Consider the following 20,464-nt stretch of genomic DNA (forward strand, 5'->3'; position numbering starts at 1 on the left):
TGTAACTATAACACTATAACTGCAACTATGGTAGCAACAGAAAGTCCCCCTTTGAAGGGGGCAGGGGGATGACTAACAGCAACTATAAAACAATATCTTAAACTATAGCAGTAGCAGAAAAACTCCCCGCCTTATACAAGGAGGGGTAGGGGTGGTTGGACCACAGCAACTATAAATCTAAACCAAGCACTCCCCGCGCTGAACACGTTGCGGAGCCTTCACAAATCCTGTCCATCAATTAAATCCCATTAATCTGTGGTTCTGACAACTATACCTTCCTGAAAACCTTAGCCTGCACGAAGCCTTTATTAAACGACTTGGTGGCCTGCTCCTGTAAGTTCAGTTCGCTGAATTGGGTTTTGTAATCAGGCAGCTGTTTTGCTTTCACATCACTCAAAATTCCGAAGAACAGGTACATGCTTTTAGCGAGCAGCTTTTGCCAGAAAGGTGGTTTTTGCTGTACCGGACAGAAATCAGCGAATAACCAAACACCTTCAGGGATTAAGACAGCATACAGCCGTTGCATAAGTTGGGTAAGTCTTTTTTCCGGAAAGAGGTCAAGTATAAACGGGGTGATAACCACATCAAACTGCTCACCTGGGTGTAGGTCTGCGTCTGTGCCTTGCCTGAACTCAACTATAGTTTGATGCTGATTTCGCTGCCTGGCCATTTGCAGCATTTTTTCGGATGCTTCGAGGTATAAAATATGTTGTGGGGATGTGTGCTGAAGCAGCTTTTCCAGGAGCCAGCCGCTACCGCCACCAATAACAAGTATAGCAGCGCCATGGGGTATAAAAGGAATAAGCCAGCTTTGTGCATCCTGTAATGCTGAACCGTACACCAGTCGGGCCAGCGGGTCGTAAAAGGATGCTACACGGTTAAAACCGCTATCTGTGTTTGCGGGCAAATTGTGGAAGTATAAAATAGGTTAGCGGTCGTAGTGTTGCTCGAGCACACCTTTAAGCTTTTCGAAAATGTAATCTACTGTTTTTTTTCGGATAGCCTGTGTATTGCCGTCAAACACCTCCCTGAACTCTTCTGCTTTGCCATCATACAGGAAAGAAACAAATATGGTACCCACAGGCTTTTCGTCGGTTTCGGAGCCACCACCACCCGCCAGGCCGGTCACAGCTACATTTATATCAGCATTCAACAACTTTTTCAGGCCCATTACCATTTCGTTGGTTACCTGCTGCGATTCGGCTGTATACAGGTCCAGGGTTTCCTGACGCACGTTCAGCAGCTTGATTTTTACTTCGGGCTGGTACACTACCAGGCTGCCTTTCAGTACATCGCTGCTGCCTTTGGCCTTTACAAACTCAGATGCCAGCATGCCGGCAGTAGTGCTCTCAGCAAAAGCAATGGTCAGGTTATTATCTCTCAGGGCAGTTACCAGTTCTGTCAGTTCAGTTTGTGTCATCTTTGGGTTATAGTTTCAGAGCTATACTTACTTGCCCGGGTTAAGTTAGGTTTTGGCCCAGCAGGTAACTCTCCAGTATACTATACACCGGGTGCGGCGTTGCCAGGTCCGATTTCCAGATACCGATTGTAGTAACAGGCAGGGTAATAGCGTTTTCAGGGAATACAGCTGCTTTAAATTCGGGGCGTGTAATGTTTTTACGATAGCGGGCTATGGTGATGTGTGGTGTTGGTTTCAGTTTGTTAGGTTCATCGGGGGCCAGTGCCTGAGCTAGTTTTATACTTAGTTTGGCAAACTCCGGGTGTTCCTGAAACCTTGCCCAGATCAGCCTCGGCGTCTTTGGTTTCGGCCCTTGTTCCACAGCTTCCAGGAGCAAGTCAAATGGCTTACACTGTTGTGCTACTTCTTTTACTTTTTTGCGGATGGTATCCAGTTCGGTCGCAGGCACATTGCCTATAAAAAACAGCGTCAGGTGCAGGTTTTGCAAAGGTATAGGCCGTAAGGTATCATCTAAAAAAGGCCTGAGTTCTTCCTTTAGGTAAGGCCCTAGTTCGTCCGTCAGCGGGGCGGCAATAAATAACCTGATCGTATCATTCATAAGTATAACAGTAGCGTTGGTTAGTGTTATTACGTTTAAAGCTATACGCAGACAACACTACCACAGCAGTTAAAACTATGAAAGTACAGGCATGATTAAGAGTTTCTATAAAAAAATGATGGCGAGTGTAGCGTTGTTTACACTGGAGCTGGTTTTTGTCTGGCTGCTGTTTATAGCATGCGTAGTAGTGTTCTTTTACATAAGCAGTCAGATTATGCAGGGAGACGAACTTGGAGTGGACGACGCCGCATTTGATTTTGCAGCAAGTATAGCCAACCCCAGTCTTAATAATTTTATAAAGTTTATAACCTTTTTTGCATCGCGGCAATTTCTTACGCCGGCGGCCCTGCTGTTGGTAGCGTATTTTGTGTTTATCCGGAAGCACCGCTGGTATTCGCTGAAAGTGCCTGTGGTAGCCCTGGGAAGTATAACTCTGAACGTGGTACTCAAGTACTTTTTCGACAGGCCTCGCCCGATTGTGCCGATGGTAGAAGCGCATGGGCTTAGTTTCCCGAGCGGGCATACCATGGTGGCGGCATCCTTTTACGGACTCCTGATCTACCTGGTGTGGCATAATGTAAAACCGCCTGTATTGCGTTATACTTTAATCGCTTTTTTATCGGTCTTCGTGATATTTATTGGGTTTAGCCGGGTATACCTGCGGGTGCATTATGCCACTGATGTGCTGGCTGGTTTTGCTGCCGGCTTTATGTGGGTGGTAATTGGCATCTGGATTCTTAGACGAATAGAGCGGTATTCTCGTAAAGAAATTACCCCGGTGCTGATGGATGATCCGATGGTTAAAAAATAAATGATTTTTTATATTTAGATATTGCATTAAATAAATTCTGTCGTACCTTTGCAATCCCAATGAACGAAGGGTTAAAGGGTTTTGGGGATGTTTATTTGATTTAGTGACCAGCGCGCACGTGGCGAAACTGGTAGACGTGCAGGTCTCAGAAGCCTGTGCCTTCGGGTGTGGGAGTTCGAATCTCCCCGTGCGCACATTAATTCAAAAGCAAAAGCCGGTTCTTATTAAGGACCGGCTTTTGCTTTTTTTATGTTTTTCAGTTTCTGAACCGGAGTTGTACCGCTCGTAGCTGTAATTGCGTAAGCAAAAAACATGAGAGCACGGTTTAAGCGGTTTGTAAGTGCGCTGGCGCTGCTGTCGGTAGAAGTGGTGCTTGTGTGGAGTATGTTCTTTGCCTGTATTCTGCTGTTTGTGTACATGGCCCACACTGTTTTTGTTGATAAAGGCACCGGCCTTGATGCAGCCTTATTCAGCTTTGCCGCCAGCCATACTTCCCCCGAAACTACGCGTGTTATGCGCTATATCTCCTTTTTCGCCTCTGTTGATTATCTGATGGTGGTGCCTCCTCTTATTGTTTTAATTTTTGCCTGGTTCCGGCACCTGCAATGGTTTGCCTTAAAGGTGCTGGTTATTTCGCTTACCACTTCTTTGCTAAATCAGGCGCTAAAGCGTGTGTTCGAGCGACCTCGTCCCGAAACTGCCATGCTGGAGCAATCCGGGCTCAGTTTCCCGAGCGGCCACGCCATGATCGGTGGCTCGTTTTACGGCTTGCTCATTTATATTGTCTGGCGCACGGTGTCTAACCCTTTTTGGCGCTGGCTGCTAACTATACTGCTTACATTCCTGCTTCTGCTTATAGGTTACAGTCGCATTTACCTCAACGTGCATTACGCCACCGACGTGCTGGCAGGTTATTCAGCCGGAATTATCTGGTTGCTCATCACCATCTACTTCATGCGCAAACTCGAAAAAGTATACATCCGGAAAGTGGAGCGGAAGCAGGCGTAAGCTTATATGTAATAAATCCGATATAAAGTTTTATCTGAGTGGAGAAGTGTGTATTTTTAAAGTAAGAAGTACTCCTTTTACTAATGTTCTTCTCTCGATCAAGTAATTAAGTGATGGCTAGATACTACAACACAATTCAGATTCTTTTATTAATTCTGGTCGGGATAGCATTCTATGTAGCCTATTTCAATATAGATTATCTTTCAGAACGCCTGTGGATCTTCTATTTATTCCCTTTCCTGATTCTTATAGTACAGTTACTCGGGTTATTCATCTTCACAATAATTAAAAAGAACAGAGCCGGAACGCTTGTCGGTGGGCTTATTATATTATCAATTGTGTCAACCTTTTTATATAATTCAGAGCTGGTCAAAAGTAAGAGGGTGCTACAAGCTACACTTATGGATGACCTTTCCGCAATTCACCTGACTTTAAGAGAAAACCGTCAATTTGAAGTAAATGCTTCCACTCTTTTTACAGAAGATTATTTTTATGGTAAGTATAAGGTTATAGACAACAAAATCATCTTTCTTGATAAAAGGTATAACAATGACTTTATTCCTGATACTGTAACTATAGTTGGTGATAAAATTATATTAGAGTTTGAGAATGGAGAGCCTAATACCGATTTCGCGTCATACTTTGATATTAAGAAGAATGAATTGAAATCATATCACAAAACAGTATCTGAATAAGTTATAGTTAGTGTTATAATGTCATCAGCACCTGCGCAATAAGTAAATTCTATGCTTCCAATCTCAAATACTATACTTCTCCTCACCGTTAGCCTTGCCCTTGCAATCCCTGCACAGGCCCAGCACCCCGACGATATAAAAGCTATCCGGGAGAAGTTGCAGCGGGAGCGGCAACAGGCGAAGGTAGCAACTATAGTACCCGCCGAGAAAGCAGAGAAATTGCTGGAGCTGGGCTTGTGGCAGGAAGCGGAGCAAACTATAAAATCAACTAAGCCAACCGTGCCGGTTATACTTGCCAAAGCAAAACTGGCTATACTTCAAAATGAGTTTGAGCAGGCCGAAAAGCTGGTAACACAGGCCCTGAAACTTCAACCAGAATCTCCGGAAGCGCTGCTGCTGAAAAGCAAATTACAGGTACAGGCCTGGGAACTGGAAAAAGCAAAAGCTACAGCAAACCAGATCTTAGCAAAAGCACCCAGACACGAATCGGCTATTTTACAAGTGGGGCATATTTTAATGCTCCAGAAGAAGTATAACGAAGCGCTGGCCCACGCTCTGAAAGTACAGAAGTATAACCCTGAAAATGCGGAAGCTTACCTGCTGGAATCGGATGTGCATTTCTGGAACCAGAAGCCGGAACTTGCCGAAAAACCGCTTATTACCAGCCTTACTCTAAATCCCTTTAACCCGGATGCACGCTTTAACTATGGCTATGCCATCTGGCGACGCGTAGATGCCACTCAACTAAACGACATGGCCGCGCAATGGGAACTGGCATTGGAACTGAACCCGCTGCATTATGTAACGCACTGGCACTGGGGCAACGGTCACACCAACCTTACCTACGCCGATTATGCCCAACCCGAAGACGACAAAGTGCGGCAGGCACTACAGCAGGCAGAAAAGCTGATAGCTGAAAACAAATTACAGGAAGCACTGGCACAGGCATCTAAAGTACAGCAGGAGTTTACGCAATCGGTGTTGCCGGCAATGCTGCGCGGTTCGGTGTATTACATGGCCTTCGATATGGACCGGCAGCAGCGCCTGGACTCGGCACAAGCAATCTTCCAGAATATCTTAAAACACAAAAAACATTACGGCCCGGCACATAATGCCCTGGCTGCAGTTATCAAGCAAAAGCAACTGCCTTACCTGCACAACTACGATTCGTTGCAACAGGTAATCCGGCAAACTATAATTAAAGACCCTGTAAACTTTGCCCGCGTTTTTCCGGATGTTACCTATTACCCCGGCGATGAAGTGCAGAAAATGGTATGGTCGCAACTCTATGAAAGTATAGTTTACTTCCCGTTCCTGAGCAGGCAGAATGAGAAGTTCGTTATTCCGCCGCTGCACCACGACCTGGCCACAGCCATGAATTCACCCTTCTTCCGGCAGGCTACCACATTTGATAACCGCCAATGGATGGACATACGCGGGGTAGGTAGTGGCGCAGCTGCTATCGAGTACGTTATCCGGGGTTCGTTTCTGGAGCGGAATGTGGTACTGCATGAGTATGTGCATTTGTTTCATGGCAGCGTGTTTACCGATGCCGAGAACCGGGCTGTGCGCCGCCTGTATCAGAACGCTATGAAGGAGAACCGCACCCTGGACTATTATTCTGCCAATAACGAGCACGAGTACCTGGCCCAAACCTACCCGGCATACTTCGAGCCTGTAAAAGTGCATCCGCTCAACCATAAATCCATCAACACCACTGCCGACCTCAAAGCCAAAGATCCGGAGCTTTATACTTTCCTGGATGAGCTGGTAAAACGACAGCGGGCATACCTGGCAGGAGATAAGCAGGCAATGGCCAGTAACTGGGCGCAGGTATACCTGAACTTGTCGGAGCGGGCACTGGCAAACCGGCTTTATGACAAGGCAAGTGTTTTACTGGATACCGCACTGACCTGGGATGCAAATTACCAGCCTGCGCTGCTGGCCTACGCCGGTGTAAAACAGCAACAGAAAAAGTATGGCGATGCGGAGAAGTGGCTTAGCAAAGCAGAAAGTATAAATCCAAAGTATGCACCTGTATATATAGCTAGGGCAGAAGTGCAGGAAGCAATGCGTCGTGATAATGTGATAGAAGCTCCCGAAGCACTTAAAAACCAGGTAGCGCTTTACCAGAAAGCTTTGGAACTGGAAGATGACCTCCTGACGCGGGCAACAGCAAGTATGGCTTTCGCAAAGTTATATACATCTTACGGGCAAATTCCGGAAGCAATAGTTTTAGCAGAAGCTTATGTGAAAACTGCGCCAACGGTATCAACATACCTTCGCGATCGGCGTGATGAAGCCCTGGCCTATGCACACTGGCTGAAAGGTACTACAGGAAAAGCACCGGAAAGTGAGGCAGAGCTTGCGAGGCTGGCTGCATTAAAACCACAGAACTATGAGCTACGCCAGCAATATGCTGATGTACTGGCTGCCCAGGGTAACTACAGAAAAGCTTATACTACCCTGGAAGAGGCGCAGCGCATACTTACCGCCAGTGGTACCCCACGGGCTGCCTATATGGTACGAATGGCAAATTATCAACTTGCATTGGGGCTTAAGGATTCGGCCAGGGTTACGGCAGCACCATTGCTATCAGGTAAGTTAAAGCTCCGGACTACCGACAACTATAAACTAGTAACCTTGCTTGCCAGATTAGGCGAAGTAGAAAAGGCTACCACTTTGCTAAGACAACAACCTCTTCCGGAAACACCTGCAGACATGGCCGAACGTTTAACAGCTGTCGGTATTTTGTGGGAGGAGCTGGATAAAAGCAGAAGGGCCGAGAAATCTTATAAAGCTGCCCTTAAGGCAAACCCATATCAGTATGAAGCGCGCCTGCAACTGGCTGATCTGTTACAAAGGAGGGGCAGGAATGAGCAGGCCCGAAAAGTACTTGCCACAACCGGAAAGTCAGAGATATAACTATACTTAAACTATAACTAACCTTTATGAAACTTCCTTTTTACTTTCGTTTTATACTTGCTCTAGTGATCGGGTTAGCCTGGTCGTGCAATCAGTCGCCGGAGTCTAATGCAGCCACCAATGCCGGCAATGGCACTGTTACTACTGTTTATGTAGTACGACATGCCGAAAAAGTAACTGCAGATTCAACAAATCAGGACCCGGTACTTACTCCTGCAGGCGAAGCACGTGCGAAAGCTTTAGTTGCTTACCTTAATGGCAAACCAGTAGATGCAGTGTATAGCACCAAGTATAAGCGCAATAGTTTAACTGTAAAACCATTGGCTGATGCCCGTAAAATGCCGATAAACACTTACGAAGCACACGATTTTGAAGGGCTAAAGAAGCAGATCCTGCAGAACAATGCCGGCAAAACGGTAGTAGTGGTTGGTCATTCTAATACCATACTTCCTATAGTTGAAGCGTTTGGAGCTAAAAAGCCTTTCGCCGAAGTGGCAGACAGCAAGTATGATCACATCTTTAAAATAACTATTAAGGCTGATAATACTGCTACCGTAGAAGCTGCTACATATGGTGCTGCTACCAACTAAGCTATACTTGTAAACAAATCAAAAGCCCGCTTATTTTGATAAGCGGGCTTTTTATATCAGTGCAATTGGTAGCTGTTGTTCCGGGTGGTTTTAACCACATAAGCATCTGTTACCCGGTTATGGAAGTACCGGTGATTGGCAACCGGCAAGCCACGTACAAACCGCATGAGCATAATTACCAGTGAAAGCGGCTTGGCAAAATAGCGGATAGTGGCGCATTTAAAAGTAAGGCGTGAATTAGGCTTGCCTACCACCTTTACGTCCAGCAGGTATTTACCTAATGTTGCCTGCACCGAGCTTGATTCGGCACCGGCAAAGTATAGCCAGCCCAGCAGCAAGTATAGAAACGTTTCGGGTTTCCATAAAAACGTTGTTTCATTGCTGCTAATGGTATAATAATCGGCTATAGCTGCAATTATAAGTATAAGCACTACATCAATCAGCAAAGCTATAGCACGCATCCCGATAGTAGCTCTTACTAATCGTTCACCAGTATTAACATGAATAGCCTGCATTGTAGATTTTTATCATAGTTTATTTCTTAACCGCTCTTACTTGGTCCTGATATACTATAAAAAAACAAAACAGGTTGTGTTATAGGGAGTTATAGTTAAAATAACGCCAGTTGTTGTGTAGGTTTCAGGATGCCTTCGTGCTTTAACAGCCACTCTTTGCGCCATAAACCACCGGCATAACCCGTAAGGCTGCCGTCGCTGCCGATCACTCTGTGGCAGGGAACAATAAGGCAAATAGGGTTTTTGCCATTAGCCGCACCAATAGCCCGTATTGCTTTCTCTCCGGAAACAACGCGTGCCACTGCCATATAAGAAGTTGTTTTGCCAAAAGGTATAGAACTTAAATAATCCCACACTTTCTTCTGGAAATCAGTGCCTTCGGGTTGTAAGGGTAAGTCAAATTGCTGGCGTGTACCGGCAAAATATTCGTCGAGCTGGATGATAGCTTGCTGTAAAACTGCAGGTTGCTCCGGGGTGGTAGGGTAGGCTATATCCGAAAACAGGCATGATATCAGATGTTTATCGGTAGCAGCCAAGTTCAGATAGCCAATAGGTGTTAGGAATGAGCAGGTATAAAAGTCAGCGAGCATAGCTAAATGTAAGAAATAAGAAGCAGGAGTACAAGGTTTATCTGCTGAAAGTATAATTTAATGTCAATTTCATATGTCGTTTTAAAGAAAATTTGGGAGTGGCTTTATTTTTGTTGTATAGTTTTTATCTAATATTTAGATAGTTCCTAATAGCAAATTATTATTACAGTAGGGATGTAACACAGGCTATACCTAAACTACTTGTTATGAAAAGAACCTTTACCACATCGATTATTTTTTCTGTAATCTGCTACCTGCTTATAAGCCAGCCGGCTGTTGCACAGGAAAGTTCAACCCAAACTATAAAACCATCGGATTGTATACAGGCCACGGAAGGGAACAAATACAAATTCTTTTTCCAAACAGATTATAAGCTAACTGATCCTGAATGCGCTTCTATTTATAGAGAATCCTCCTTTGATGTTTCTGAAGTGGTATTTAGTGGTCCATTTAAAGACTACAGAGTAGATGGTTTATTATTAGTAGAAGGAGCCTACAAGAATGGCTATTTAGATAGTATGCATTTAATTAAGTACTTAAATGGCAATACATGGCAAAGAGGTAACTATAAGGATGGTATAATGGTTGGATCCTGGGAATACTTTTTTCCTGATGGTAAACCAATGTATACCATCAGGATTAATGGTGATAAGGTTTGTTTAGACCAAGTATGGAATCAGGATGGAAAACTTACGGTTGTAAACGGAAACGGAAAAGCTACTATTTATCAGTATAAGAACAATTCTGAAAACAATGATGCTGGTTCATATTGGAGAGGTGAGGTTAAGAATGGGTTGCTACAAGGGAGCTGGAAGCAGTATATTAAAGGCCAAGCTACTAGTGTAGAAGAAATCTATAGAAACGGTAAGTTTGTAAAAGGATATGATTCTGGAGAGTTTTTTAATATCGCTAATTTCTTTTCGTTAGGTCAGGAACAATCTTTTGTTTTTGCAGAAGCATTCAGGATATCTGATTGTGGTCCTAATTCAGCAGGCAATACACCTCCTTTGTATCCTCGTGGAGAAGAAACACTTAGAAAAGACATTTTAAATAACGTGGGAAAACCACTTGTAGGAGGGAAAGTAATTATTTCTTTTGAAGTAGGAGAGGACGGGCAATTGTCTGAATTTAGCTATGAAACAAAAGTTGGAGTAGAAAATTTAGTTAAAAAAGCTATAATTAAATTAGGTCCTTGGCATCCGGCGAAACTTTCAAATAAAGTTATTGCACAAAAGGTAACCCTTGCACTTGAATTGAGTGGGAGTAGTCCCAGTGAGGGTGGGTTCAAAACTCAAATGCAAATGAATCAGAATCCACATAATATTATGAATGATCCTGAAACTAAAATAACATTGAACCCGCCAACCTATAAGGCAAAAGACTAACAAAATTTGCTTTTAAAACAGTAGTTGAACTCACTTTACCAAACCACTATGAACACACCTCTACTCAAACTTATCGGAATATTAACACTATGCTGGCTGCTAATTGGGCCTATGGCAAGTGCCAAGGTAACTTCTGCTACCGATACAATACCTCCTGCGCTGGCTGATTGTATAAAACCCTTGGGCGGGGACAAGTATAAGTTCTATTTCCGGACTGATTATAACCTGACGTCACCAGCGTGTGCTTCTTTTTATCGTGAGTCTGTTTTTGATAAAGACAAAATGATATTTTATGGCCCTTTTAAAGACTATAGATCAGATGGCGTTGTAATAACAGAGTCTGCTTACAATGATGGTCAATTAGATGGTCCTTTTGTAACCCGTTATATGAGCGGTACGCTTTGGCAAAGAGGTACTTATAAAGACGGGCAAATGGTAGGAACTTGGGAGTACTTTTATCCAAATGGTAATCCGATGTATACGTTTGAAGTGAAAGGTGATAAGGTTCTGTTACAAAAAGTATGGGACCTAGATGGCACAGTGCTGATTGAAAATGGAAATGGTAAGGCAAAGATTTATAACTATAACAGCAGAGATACTTTTAATGAGAATTTGGTGTATTGGAAAGGTAAGGTAGTAGATGGGTTGATGCAGGGTAAATGGATAATGTATTCTAATGATAAGTCTCTTAGGGTAGAACAGATCTATAAGAATGGAAAGTTTGTGAAAGGTTACGATCAGGGTAGAAGGTATGATACAGTGAACTACTTGTATCTGGGGCAGGAGCAGAATGTATTAAATGCAATAGCTTTACAAGCTGCTATTTGTGAAGATAATCCTGATAATAACCTTCTGCCAATGTATCCTAAGGGCAATACGCAGTTAAAGAAAGATTTATATAAGCATACCGACAAAAACTTACGAGGAGATATAAAATCAGGAAAGGTGAAAGTCTCTTTTGATGTGGATGCTGAAGGGAAACTAAGTCAGTTTGAGATACACAGTAAAACCGGGATAGAAACTCTTTTAATAGAAGCTTTAAAAGATTTAGGTCCCTGGTTACCGGCTACAAAGGCCTACAAACCGGTAGCTCAAAGATTTACATATTCCTTCGATTATCGAACAATATGGGATAGGGCGCGCGCTAAAAAGTCTAAAGTCGAACCGTGGCCACATCGGGTCCCAGTGCAACAAGAGGGAGATATCTTTGGCAGACCAGTACGGCCCCCTAAGACTAATGCATATGGAATGTAGAGTTACATATAGTAGTTAAGATAAAAGCCCCGCTGAAACCAGCGGGGCTTTTGTTTTATGATTGCTTTAGTATACTTTAAAAGTAAATACCTGCACCTATGGTTGTTCTTGTTAAGTTAAAATCAGCACTTATATCAGCTTCGGTATCTTCCTGCTTAGTGTAGGTTACAGCGTTTAGCTTAAGTTCTATTCCAACTTTTGGTACCGGGAAAAATACGATACCTGGAGCTACATTACCGTACGTGCTATTTTGTTTCGTCTCTGGGTGTAGAGGGTCGTTACCGGTATAATAACTACCATCAGCGTTTAAGATGATTTTTCCATTCTGATCTCTGTAATAAGTTGAACCGAGGAAGGGTGGGATGCCGCCATTATTCGTTGGGAAACCTGCGGCCTGCTGTTTTACATCGACTTTATACCTGGTGGTGTTAATGCCAGCATTTCCTTCTATAAAAAAAGCAAACTTATTACTTACCGGTTGATAAAAACGCACCATAGCGCCCAAGCCCCATGTAGTAGTCTTTTCGTTTACCTGTGTTTGAGAAGGGTAAGTATAGCTGTTAGTTGGAGCAGTCTTTATTTCTCCGGTCTGGGTTTTAGAAATTTCAAATTGACTTTGAATACCGATCATCCAGTTACTGCTCACAAAATAACCAACAGAAGGATTGATATTGAAGCCGGAGCTTTTAATATCTGCTTCTTTTTTATAGTTGCCACCCATGGTAGCTCCTGTGTAAACAGAGCCGGATTGCAATTGAGCGAAGGCGCCACCCGATGTTATACAAAAGCAAATTAGAAGTATAGTTTTTCTCATAAGTATGTTTTAGTGAGCTATGGTTTATTAGATTTAGCTGGAGCTTGATTCTGAATTAAAAATAGAAACTTGCTCCTATAGTTGAACCCTCTAGGCATAGATCTGCTTCAAACTCACGGTCTTCAGTTTCCCCACCTGGCAGTCTGCTGTCTTTTAATCCATGGTTGTATTGCAGTGCATTCATTTTCAGTTCTAAGCCAAAACGTGGCTTTATGAAATACATCAAACCTGGAGATACATATGCCTGCAGAGCTGTAGTGTAACTTTCTATATCGCTTTGTCCTGAGCTTACACCAGTATTGCGTTGACGGTTTCCACCTACTCCAACCCATAGATATCCATTGCTTGCATCAGAAGTTGCATGTATGTAACCGGCTTGCGCTTCAGCGAAAATAAAAAGTTTATTATGGACAGGATAAAAGTAGCGTACTTGAGGTCCGAGATACCATGACTGCTGGCTAGATTTTATTTCTCGGCTATAAGACCCAGTACCTGTACCTACTTGTACAGACTCTGATTTACTGACAGCCCTGCTATGTTCTACAAACAAACCTATAGACCATCTTTCATTAAGTAAATAATTGATAGCTGGGCTAACTTCAAATGTTTTGGTAGTGTTGCCATCTCCTTTTTTTACTGAAGCTCCGATGCCAACAGTTGCATAAAAAGATTTTGACTGATCCTGAGCGGATGCTTGAACTATAATAAATGCAGTGCAGGCTAAAAGTATAAGTCGTTTCATAGATTAATTTATATTATATAAATGCTATATACTATAAATTATGCATAAATCAAAAAGCCCCGCTGAAACCAGCGGGGCTTTTTGATTTATAGTTGCGTATTCGGTTCTTACTTGTTACCGTCTACTTCTTCGTAATCTACGTCGGTTACGCCGCCGTCAGCTGCTGCGCCTTGCGGACCACCTTGCTGGCCATTACCGCCGGCTTGTGCACCTGCAGCGCCTTCTTGTCCGGCACCGGCTGCGTACATCTCCTGCGATGCAGCACTCCAGGCATTGTTCAGACCTTCCAATGCAGCATCAATTCCAGCAATGTCTTTCGCTCCGTGCGCTGTTCTTAGCTTACCTAAAGCATCTTCAATCGCAGACTTGTTACCAGCAGATAACTTATCGCCATATTCTTTCAGTTGCTTTTCGGTCTGGAAGATCATAGAGTCGGCTGCGTTCAGCTTTTCAATTTCTTCCTTCGCTTTCTTATCAGCTTCAGCGTTGGCTTCAGCTTCCTGGCGCATTCTTTCGATTTCCTGCTCGCTCAGACCAGAAGAAGCCTCGATACGGATCTTCTGCTCTTTACCAGTAGCTTTATCTTTAGCCGTTACGTGAAGTATACCGTTGGCATCGATGTCGAAAATTACTTCGATCTGCGGAACACCACGAGGTGCTGGTGGAATACCATCCAGGTGGAATCTACCAATGGTGCGGTTATCGCGGGCCATTGGGCGTTCACCCTGCAGTACGTGGATCTCTACAGATGGCTGGTTATCAGATGCAGTAGAGAAAGTCTCAGATTTCTTCGTAGGAATGGTTGTGTTAGACTCAATTAGTTTAGTCATCACACCACCCATTGTCTCGATACCCAGTGAAAGCGGCGTTACGTCAAGTAGCAGTACATCTTTTACTTCACCTGTCAATACACCACCCTGAATTGCAGCACCAATCGCCACAACCTCATCCGGGTTAACACCTTTAGAAGGCTTCTTACCGAAGAACTTCTCAACTTCTTCCTGTACTCTCGGGATACGGGTAGAACCACCTACTAATATTACTTCGTCGATATCAGAAGTAGATAATCCAGCATCCTGAAGTGCTTTGCGGCATGGATCCATCGAACGACGAATCAGATCGTCTGAAAGCTGCTCGAACTTAGCGCGAGTTAGTTTGCGCACTAAGTGCTTCGGAATACCGTTCACCGGCATAATGTATGGCAGGTTAATCTCCGTCTCGTTTGAAGAAGACAACTCGATCTTAGCTTTTTCAGCAGCTTCTTTCAGACGCTGCAGGGCCATTGGGTCCTGACGCAGGTCAATGCCTTCGTCGTTCTTAAACTCATCTGCCAGCCAGTTAATGATCTTCTGGTCGAAGTCGTCACCACCCAAGTGTGTATCACCATTCGTAGAAAGTACTTCAAACACGCCATCACCCAGCTCAAGTATAGAAATATCGAACGTACCACCACCTAAGTCGAATACCGCAATCTTCTGATCTTTGTGTTTTTTATCCAGACCATAAGCAAGCGCTGCTGCTGTCGGCTCGTTAATGATACGCTTCACTTCAAGACCAGCAATCTGTCCGGCTTCTTTGGTAGCCTGGCGCTGTGCATCGTTAAAGTAAGCTGGTACGGTAATAACCGCTTCTGTTACAGTTGTGCCAAGGTAATCTTCTGCAGTAGCCTTCATTTTCTGAAGCACCATTGCCGAAATTTCCTGTGGCGTGTACTGGCGGTCGCCGATCTCAACACGCACTGTGTTGTTGCTACCCTGTACTACTTTGTAAGATACCTGTTTTGCTTCTTCGCTAACCTCGTTGTAGCTGTGACCCATAAAACGTTTGATCGAAGCGATCGTGTTCTGTGGGTTTGTAATTGCCTGGCGTTTTGCAGGATCACCTACTTTACGCTCACCGTTACCGCCATCCAGAAATGCAACGATAGACGGCGTTGTTCTGCGGCCTTCGCTGTTAGGTATAACCACCGGCTCGTTACCTTCCATTACAGCAACGCACGAGTTGGTTGTACCCAAGTCAATACCAATTATTTTTCCCATTCTATAGTTTTATTATAGTTTCCTATTCAAAATTTCTTTTCAGTTGTTAGCACTATATCAACCAATATGCCAACCGCTTTCAGGCTAAATTTTTATGTCATTCTGTCACGAAGCAAAAGTATATCCTCTGTTTTGTCTGCCTAATTCTTAAGCAGCAAAGCTACCTGCGACATATTTACCTGTTACCTACGCTTTGTTTAAAGCACGTACTTTTAGCAAACGGCAGAAGTATAGTTTAGGATTAAAGAGAACAGGATCGGACAGGTATAAAAAACAAAAGCCCCCGCTACAACAAGTAACGGGAGCCATGTTCACTTTAACACCTAAAACACATTTATGCAAAGGCTTGATTGCTGTTTAACTTACACCTTAAGAAGTTTAGAGCAGGCCTTCTATAAACAAGAGTACCTGTAGGTGCAAAAGGGTTGCAAGTCCAGAAAAAAAATTATTTGATAACAGATTTTTCGCGCAGGGTGCTTTTGCCAGCGTTACGCAGGCTAGTTAAATTATCCTGGATAGGTGGATTTGGTTTGGAAAGGTAGATTATACTTTTACCCCAATAGGCAGCAAGCCCTTTGTTTACCCACATCATATCACTTGCTGCCTTATTTTGTTCAGCCTGCGAAATGATATCAGCGAAATAAATAGTTTTAGGAATGGCCGGAAGTGGATCAACGGTGCAGACCTTGCAATCAGATTTTTTGAGTTGCGTGTACCGTTGGATCAGGGCCTTATTGTAAGCAGCAGCCTTACCCGAGATCAGATCAATATAAGCTGTGCTGATGTTGTTCTCAACTGATAAAATGCTAAGTATAAAAATGAGCAATACAAATGCTGGTATTGCCAACGGGGGCTTCTGCTCTAAAGTTAAAGCTTGTTTGTACTTCTGTATGGTTAGCTGCAACAGGTAAAACCATCCAAACAGGAAAAAGAAATAGATCACATTCTCTAAACGTGGCGTAGCACGTTCGCCGGTAGACCAGGCAAAAACAAAATTCATCAGGAAGATGGTAGTGAGAAAGTATACTATGGCTAGTCTTATATCTATTCTGAATGCACGGCTATACTTTAGTTTTTCTGCCAGTGGTAACCCAAAGTATAAAATGTAAACTACTGAAGCTGCAAGTATTGGAAGCAACCAGCGGTAAAAAGAAAGTACCGTCATAAAAGCGGCATACACCACCGACCATAACAGCTTACCTGCATTGGGGTGGCTGCTCATGCGGTTAAAATTGCCAGGCGCTAACACCGCCACAAGGCAGCAAATAACACAAACCAAAAGCAGGAACAAGAGGTACGAACGGGCTTCTGCGTTTTTCAGGTTTGCTATAGTTATTAAGAGCACTGTAGTAAATGTAACAACTAAGGCCATCTCATTTGAACCGATCATGGCTGCACAAAGTATACTTACCAGTCCAGTATAGCCCACTTTGCTTAACCTGCTCTTGGCTTGAAGGAATTTATAAAGTACCGCCAGCAGTACCAACATTAGTATATTGGGTAACTGGTACGTAGCGTAAGTAGAGAAAAAGTAAAAGCCTTCGGAGGGGCTTGGAAGCTGCAGTAAGTATAAGGTAAAAAGTATGGACGCTAGTGCCAGCAGTTGTTTTTTGTTGAAAGCTTTATTCGTAATAGTATCAATTGCATAGTATAGCGCAGCACAAAATGAAAGCAGTAAAACCAATGGATATATTTTATAAAGCACAAGCGAGCCACTAATCATAGGATTGATGCGAAACAGCGTTATAGTGCTGAAATAACGGCCTGTCCAATTAGTATAGTAGTCTTGTAAAACAGTCAGGTAACTAAACTCTTGGTCGCGTACTGCAAAACTAAAGTCGTCGGCCTGCGGGTGGCTATAAAAAGAAAGTATAAGGTAGGGCAACAAGGTATAAATGCCTGCAGCTATTAGTATCCAGTAAGTATAAGTATGGAAACGGTTCTCCTGTGGTAGCAAGGGCATGGCAAAGTCAGTTGTAGCAGGATAAAAGTAATAAGATTTAGCAGCAGATAAAATAAGGAATGCTTAACTGAGACTTAACTATAAGCCATATAACAAAAAAAGCTCCCCATTTGCAGGGGAGCTTTTCCTAAACCATAAAACCAGTATTAGTACTTGTTATTTCGTAATCATCATTCTGTTGGTAGATGTTTTACCGTTGGCCGTTACACGATACAAATAAGTACCGCCTGGTAACTTACTGCCATCAAACTTCAATGAGTGACGACCGGCAGATTGTCTTTCTGTTACCAATGTCTTTATCTTTCTGCCCATCACATCAAATACTTCTACAGATACCGTACCTTCTGCTGTAACGGAATAGATGATGGTGCTTATACCTGTACTTGGGTTAGGATAGGAGTAGCTTTCTTGCCACTGCACACCGGCAGTTTGCATGGCTTCTGTACCCGATGTGGCAACCGGTTGTGTGGCAGCATCCCAGCTCGTATATGTTCTGGTAATAATTACAGCAAACTCAGCACGGGTTACGTTCTGTAATGGCTTAAATGTAGCATGCATCGTTGGGAACAGGTCAAGTGGCCCTTGGGTAACACTGTAGTAAGCATTTATCAAACCTAACTCTAATGCTATACTTACATAACCTTCCAGTCCGACAGGTATGTACTTGGCATCTTCAATCGGAATATCCTTACCGTCTACATTTACTGTAACAGCTTTTCCGTTGCGCTCCAGGGCGTATTCCTGTAAGCCCAGTGCCTGTACCAGGGAGTACGCTAGACTAGCTCTGTTTACGTTGCCGGTCGGGGAGAATTTGCCAGTGCTAGTTGGTAACATAACACCATTATAGGCATGCAACCTGTCGCGTAAGGCAGCGCCTTTTGCAGCTACTGATTCACCTAACAACAGTTCACTTCCTTTCAGGTCTGAGAAAGTAACGGCACCGTTCGTTGGCATATACTGGCGAATTGCCTGGCCCATCATCAGGTAATCTGCCAGCTGGATTCGCTTCAGATATTCATCCGGTTTAAAGGCACCGCTCAAGCCATCTACCAGGCGCGCTGCAACAGCCATTTTAATAGATGCTTCAGCCGGATGTCCAACTATATCTGCCATACCTGTAGTGCCGGTTACGCGCTGCATGTTCAGGGTACCATTTATAGTTTCTGGTAAAGCTATACCTTGTAAACCTTCTACTTTCAGAATCCACTGGCCTGGTGCAGGAGCGGCAACGGCTACGCCTCTGTCGTAAGTCAGGGTAAACGTTACAGGTATACCTGCTCTGTGTTCGCTGCCATCCGGGCCTAATAGTATAAGGTTAACTGGGTTCCCTGTCTGGCCTAACAAACCGCCCGAGCTTATTTTTGCTTCGATGCTGTTGGTTCCTTCCGTTACTGTAAAAGTAATCTGGTTATTAGCGGCCAGCAGCGGGTTATAGTCTATTGTAAATGGAGTCGTCTCTGATTGTGATGTAACGCTGCTGTTAAATCTTCTGGTCAGGTTAGAGTAAGCGCCAAAAGTAGTGTTACGGAAAATATGATCAACGGCAGCATACGCATTTACATAACCTGCACCCACTTCCCATGTCTCAAGGCCTGGCATGTTGGTAGCAGTTTTCTGAAGAATGTCTTTTACCTGTGCCGGTGTTAACGAAGGATTAGCCTCCAGCATAAGCGCTACTACACCTGCCGTGTGTGGTGTAGCCATAGATGTTCCGCTCATGTGAGTATAATAAGGCACGTGAGCAGGATCTAAGGTCTCAATATCATGCTGCGCTTCCAGAGATGCTACCGGTCCGATCACGCGGGTAGAAACTATATCAACGCCGGGTGCTACTACAGTAGGTCTGTTCTCATAGGTCCAGGTCTCGCCGTCTATCATAAACGTTCCGCCTTCACCTTTTACTCCTCTCGATGAGAACTCGGCCAGTTTGCCATACTTATCGCCGGCACCAACAGATATTACCCAAGGCGCAACAGCATACGGGTTGTGGGTATCAGAGCTTGGACCATCATTACCGGCAGCAAACAGTGATACAATGCCACGATCATAAGCAATTTTAGATGCCACATTTATCGGGTTATTCGGGTCGAAATCGCCACTTGATCCCCAGGAGTTAGAAATAACACGGATACCATACTGCGCCTGATGTGTCAGGGCATAGTCAAATCCGCCGATTCCGTCTAATACAAATAGAGCAGCACCAGAACCATAGCCGATCAGGTGTGCACCGGGTGCAGCGCCTTCGTATAAACCACCAGATTTAGCACCATTACCGCCAACAGAGCCAGCACAATGCGTACCGTGGCCTGAATTTGTATCAGTGTTTGGTACGTTCTCCAGCCAGGTTACAGGTAGCATGGCGTCTTGTGCATTCAGGTTTGTAGAGCCAAGTACGTTTTGTACCAAGTGTGTGCCCAGTTTTATGTCGTCGTGTGTGCCATCAACACCGCTATCGTTAATCATTACACCTATACCTTTACCAGAAACCGGAAGCCCTTTATTACGGGACGTCATTTCCTTGTCGGTGCGGAGCCTGCGGACGCCAGTTAAATGTGTGCCATTGTAGTTATAGTAGGTAAGTTTCTTGTTTAAATAAACAGAACGCACCTGTGGATCTTTTTCCAGAGCAGTTATTTGGGCGGCTGTTGCCAGTACGCCAGCTATCGGAAGAGATTTAAAAGTGATGCCTTTGGTAATGCCCAGCGAGTTTAGCAGCGCCAGATGAGAAGGGGTGGGGGCTGTATTGCCGTGGAAAGTCACTACTACGCCCAATGAGCCGGTGGTGGTTTGAAGCAAACTTTTAAGTTCGCTGTCCAGCTTATCCTGTGCACTTAAGTTACCCGTTAGTAGCAAGAATAACATGATAAAGCTTAAAAATTTAGTCATAGGTAAGGTGAGTTAAAAGTGTTACATATAATTAGAATAGTTATAAAATATAGGGTTAAAGTGATTTTGTTAGTACTTGTTCGATTATTTAGAAGTATTGTACTTTACTTGTTTAAACATCGTTAGTGAAGCGGAAAAAATTTTTGAAAATCGTGTAATGAGTTGAGATAAGGTTGTTTATGCGCGAGTTTGCAATAGGATGATATAAAGGGGTAAATTGAAGTGTAAG

At 43.8% G+C, this 20,464-nt stretch carries 17 protein-coding genes and 1 tRNA gene; 8 read left to right on the top strand and 10 right to left on the bottom strand.

Annotation, left to right across the window (positions count from 1 at the left end; translation table 11 throughout):
* Window positions 1-268: 268 nt before the first annotated feature.
* The 3 genes from MJ612_RS14440 to thpR are packed head-to-tail and all read right to left on the bottom strand — an operon-like array spanning window position 269 to window position 2,018.
* Window positions 269-907: a class I SAM-dependent methyltransferase gene (locus tag MJ612_RS14440; RefSeq protein WP_187030999.1), complete on the bottom strand. Its 639-nt coding sequence runs from the start codon at window positions 905-907 to the stop codon at window positions 269-271.
* A 21-nt stretch (window positions 908-928) separates the two neighbouring features.
* On the bottom strand, window positions 929-1,420 hold the full coding sequence (locus tag MJ612_RS14445) for a CinA family protein (protein ID WP_187030997.1): 492 nt from the start codon (window positions 1,418-1,420) through the stop codon (window positions 929-931).
* A gap of 40 nt (window positions 1,421-1,460) precedes the next feature.
* Complete coding sequence (gene thpR / locus MJ612_RS14450; RefSeq protein WP_187030995.1) at window positions 1,461-2,018, bottom strand: RNA 2',3'-cyclic phosphodiesterase; 558 nt, start codon at window positions 2,016-2,018, stop codon at window positions 1,461-1,463.
* A 91-nt stretch (window positions 2,019-2,109) separates the two neighbouring features.
* Between thpR and MJ612_RS14455 the strand changes: the two genes are divergently transcribed.
* The 6 genes from MJ612_RS14455 to MJ612_RS14480 all read left to right on the top strand — a co-directional run bounded on the left by MJ612_RS14455 (window position 2,110) and on the right by MJ612_RS14480 (window position 8,047).
* Window positions 2,110-2,829: a phosphatase PAP2 family protein gene (locus MJ612_RS14455; protein ID WP_187030993.1), complete on the top strand. Its 720-nt coding sequence runs from the start codon at window positions 2,110-2,112 to the stop codon at window positions 2,827-2,829.
* Window positions 2,830-2,941: 112 nt separating this feature from the next.
* Window positions 2,942-3,023, top strand: a tRNA-Leu gene (locus MJ612_RS14460).
* Between the two features lie 118 nt (window positions 3,024-3,141).
* On the top strand, window positions 3,142-3,837 hold the full coding sequence (locus tag MJ612_RS14465; protein WP_187030992.1) for a phosphatase PAP2 family protein: 696 nt from the start codon (window positions 3,142-3,144) through the stop codon (window positions 3,835-3,837).
* 113 nt (window positions 3,838-3,950) lie between these two features.
* Window positions 3,951-4,532 (top strand): hypothetical protein, encoded by a 582-nt coding sequence (locus MJ612_RS14470; RefSeq protein WP_187030990.1) that lies wholly within the window; start codon window positions 3,951-3,953, stop codon window positions 4,530-4,532.
* Between the two features lie 51 nt (window positions 4,533-4,583).
* Window positions 4,584-7,457: a tetratricopeptide repeat protein gene (locus tag MJ612_RS14475; protein WP_187030988.1), complete on the top strand. Its 2,874-nt coding sequence runs from the start codon at window positions 4,584-4,586 to the stop codon at window positions 7,455-7,457.
* 26 nt (window positions 7,458-7,483) lie between these two features.
* Entirely contained in the window at window positions 7,484-8,047 is a 564-nt protein-coding gene (locus MJ612_RS14480) for a SixA phosphatase family protein (RefSeq protein WP_187030986.1), read from the top strand.
* A 56-nt stretch (window positions 8,048-8,103) separates the two neighbouring features.
* Here MJ612_RS14480 and MJ612_RS14485 read toward each other — a convergent pair whose 3' ends face one another.
* Both MJ612_RS14485 and MJ612_RS14490 read right to left on the bottom strand, forming a co-directional pair.
* Window positions 8,104-8,562, bottom strand: a complete 459-nt coding sequence (locus tag MJ612_RS14485; protein ID WP_187030985.1) for an RDD family protein — start codon at window positions 8,560-8,562, stop codon at window positions 8,104-8,106.
* 95 nt (window positions 8,563-8,657) lie between these two features.
* Complete coding sequence (locus MJ612_RS14490; RefSeq protein WP_187030983.1) at window positions 8,658-9,152, bottom strand: methylated-DNA--[protein]-cysteine S-methyltransferase; 495 nt, start codon at window positions 9,150-9,152, stop codon at window positions 8,658-8,660.
* Between the two features lie 206 nt (window positions 9,153-9,358).
* Between MJ612_RS14490 and MJ612_RS14495 the strand changes: the two genes are divergently transcribed.
* Window positions 9,359-10,537, top strand: coding sequence for a toxin-antitoxin system YwqK family antitoxin (locus tag MJ612_RS14495; RefSeq protein ID WP_187030981.1), 1,179 nt, complete (start codon window positions 9,359-9,361; stop codon window positions 10,535-10,537).
* A gap of 48 nt (window positions 10,538-10,585) precedes the next feature.
* A complete protein-coding gene (locus MJ612_RS14500) occupies window positions 10,586-11,791 on the top strand; it encodes a hypothetical protein (RefSeq protein WP_187030979.1) in 1,206 nt (401 codons plus the stop codon).
* Window positions 11,792-11,867: 76 nt separating this feature from the next.
* Here the strand turns inward: MJ612_RS14500 and MJ612_RS14505 are convergent, their stop codons facing one another.
* From MJ612_RS14505 to MJ612_RS14525, 5 genes are all read right to left on the bottom strand, one after another.
* Entirely contained in the window at window positions 11,868-12,605 is a 738-nt protein-coding gene (locus tag MJ612_RS14505; RefSeq protein WP_187030977.1) for a hypothetical protein, read from the bottom strand.
* Between the two features lie 55 nt (window positions 12,606-12,660).
* Complete coding sequence (locus MJ612_RS14510) at window positions 12,661-13,347, bottom strand: outer membrane beta-barrel protein (protein ID WP_187030975.1); 687 nt, start codon at window positions 13,345-13,347, stop codon at window positions 12,661-12,663.
* A gap of 107 nt (window positions 13,348-13,454) precedes the next feature.
* Window positions 13,455-15,386, bottom strand: coding sequence for a molecular chaperone DnaK (gene dnaK / locus MJ612_RS14515; protein ID WP_187030973.1), 1,932 nt, complete (start codon window positions 15,384-15,386; stop codon window positions 13,455-13,457).
* 445 nt (window positions 15,387-15,831) lie between these two features.
* The gene (locus MJ612_RS14520; RefSeq protein ID WP_187030971.1) at window positions 15,832-17,349 is read right to left on the bottom strand and encodes a DUF6056 family protein; all 1,518 of its coding nucleotides are present in this window, start codon (window positions 17,347-17,349) and stop codon (window positions 15,832-15,834) included.
* 156 nt (window positions 17,350-17,505) lie between these two features.
* Window positions 17,506-20,235 (bottom strand): S8/S53 family peptidase, encoded by a 2,730-nt coding sequence (locus MJ612_RS14525; protein ID WP_187030969.1) that lies wholly within the window; start codon window positions 20,233-20,235, stop codon window positions 17,506-17,508.
* Window positions 20,236-20,464: the final 229 nt, after the last annotated feature.

This window comes from Pontibacter deserti, from assembly GCF_023630255.1.
Taxonomy (GTDB): Bacteria; Bacteroidota; Bacteroidia; order Cytophagales; family Hymenobacteraceae; genus Pontibacter; species Pontibacter deserti.

Excerpts from the sequence above, each read along its gene's own strand:
- MJ612_RS14445 (WP_187030997.1), bottom strand. The coding sequence starts at position 1,420 with ATGACACAAACTGAACTGACAGAACTGGTAACTGCCCTGAGAGATAAT.
- thpR (WP_187030995.1), bottom strand. The coding sequence starts at position 2,018 with ATGAATGATACGATCAGGTTATTTATTGCCGCCCCGCTGACGGACGAA.
- MJ612_RS14455 (WP_187030993.1), top strand. The coding sequence starts at position 2,110 with ATGATTAAGAGTTTCTATAAAAAAATGATGGCGAGTGTAGCGTTGTTT.
- MJ612_RS14465 (WP_187030992.1), top strand. The coding sequence starts at position 3,142 with ATGAGAGCACGGTTTAAGCGGTTTGTAAGTGCGCTGGCGCTGCTGTCG.
- MJ612_RS14470 (WP_187030990.1), top strand. The coding sequence starts at position 3,951 with ATGGCTAGATACTACAACACAATTCAGATTCTTTTATTAATTCTGGTC.
- MJ612_RS14475 (WP_187030988.1), top strand. The coding sequence starts at position 4,584 with ATGCTTCCAATCTCAAATACTATACTTCTCCTCACCGTTAGCCTTGCC.
- MJ612_RS14480 (WP_187030986.1), top strand. The coding sequence starts at position 7,484 with ATGAAACTTCCTTTTTACTTTCGTTTTATACTTGCTCTAGTGATCGGG.
- MJ612_RS14485 (WP_187030985.1), bottom strand. The coding sequence starts at position 8,562 with ATGCAGGCTATTCATGTTAATACTGGTGAACGATTAGTAAGAGCTACT.
- MJ612_RS14490 (WP_187030983.1), bottom strand. The coding sequence starts at position 9,152 with ATGCTCGCTGACTTTTATACCTGCTCATTCCTAACACCTATTGGCTAT.
- MJ612_RS14495 (WP_187030981.1), top strand. The coding sequence starts at position 9,359 with ATGAAAAGAACCTTTACCACATCGATTATTTTTTCTGTAATCTGCTAC.
- MJ612_RS14500 (WP_187030979.1), top strand. The coding sequence starts at position 10,586 with ATGAACACACCTCTACTCAAACTTATCGGAATATTAACACTATGCTGG.
- MJ612_RS14505 (WP_187030977.1), bottom strand. The coding sequence starts at position 12,605 with ATGAGAAAAACTATACTTCTAATTTGCTTTTGTATAACATCGGGTGGC.
- MJ612_RS14510 (WP_187030975.1), bottom strand. The coding sequence starts at position 13,347 with ATGAAACGACTTATACTTTTAGCCTGCACTGCATTTATTATAGTTCAA.
- dnaK (WP_187030973.1), bottom strand. The coding sequence starts at position 15,386 with ATGGGAAAAATAATTGGTATTGACTTGGGTACAACCAACTCGTGCGTT.
- MJ612_RS14520 (WP_187030971.1), bottom strand. The coding sequence starts at position 17,349 with ATGCCCTTGCTACCACAGGAGAACCGTTTCCATACTTATACTTACTGG.
- MJ612_RS14525 (WP_187030969.1), bottom strand. The coding sequence starts at position 20,235 with ATGACTAAATTTTTAAGCTTTATCATGTTATTCTTGCTACTAACGGGT.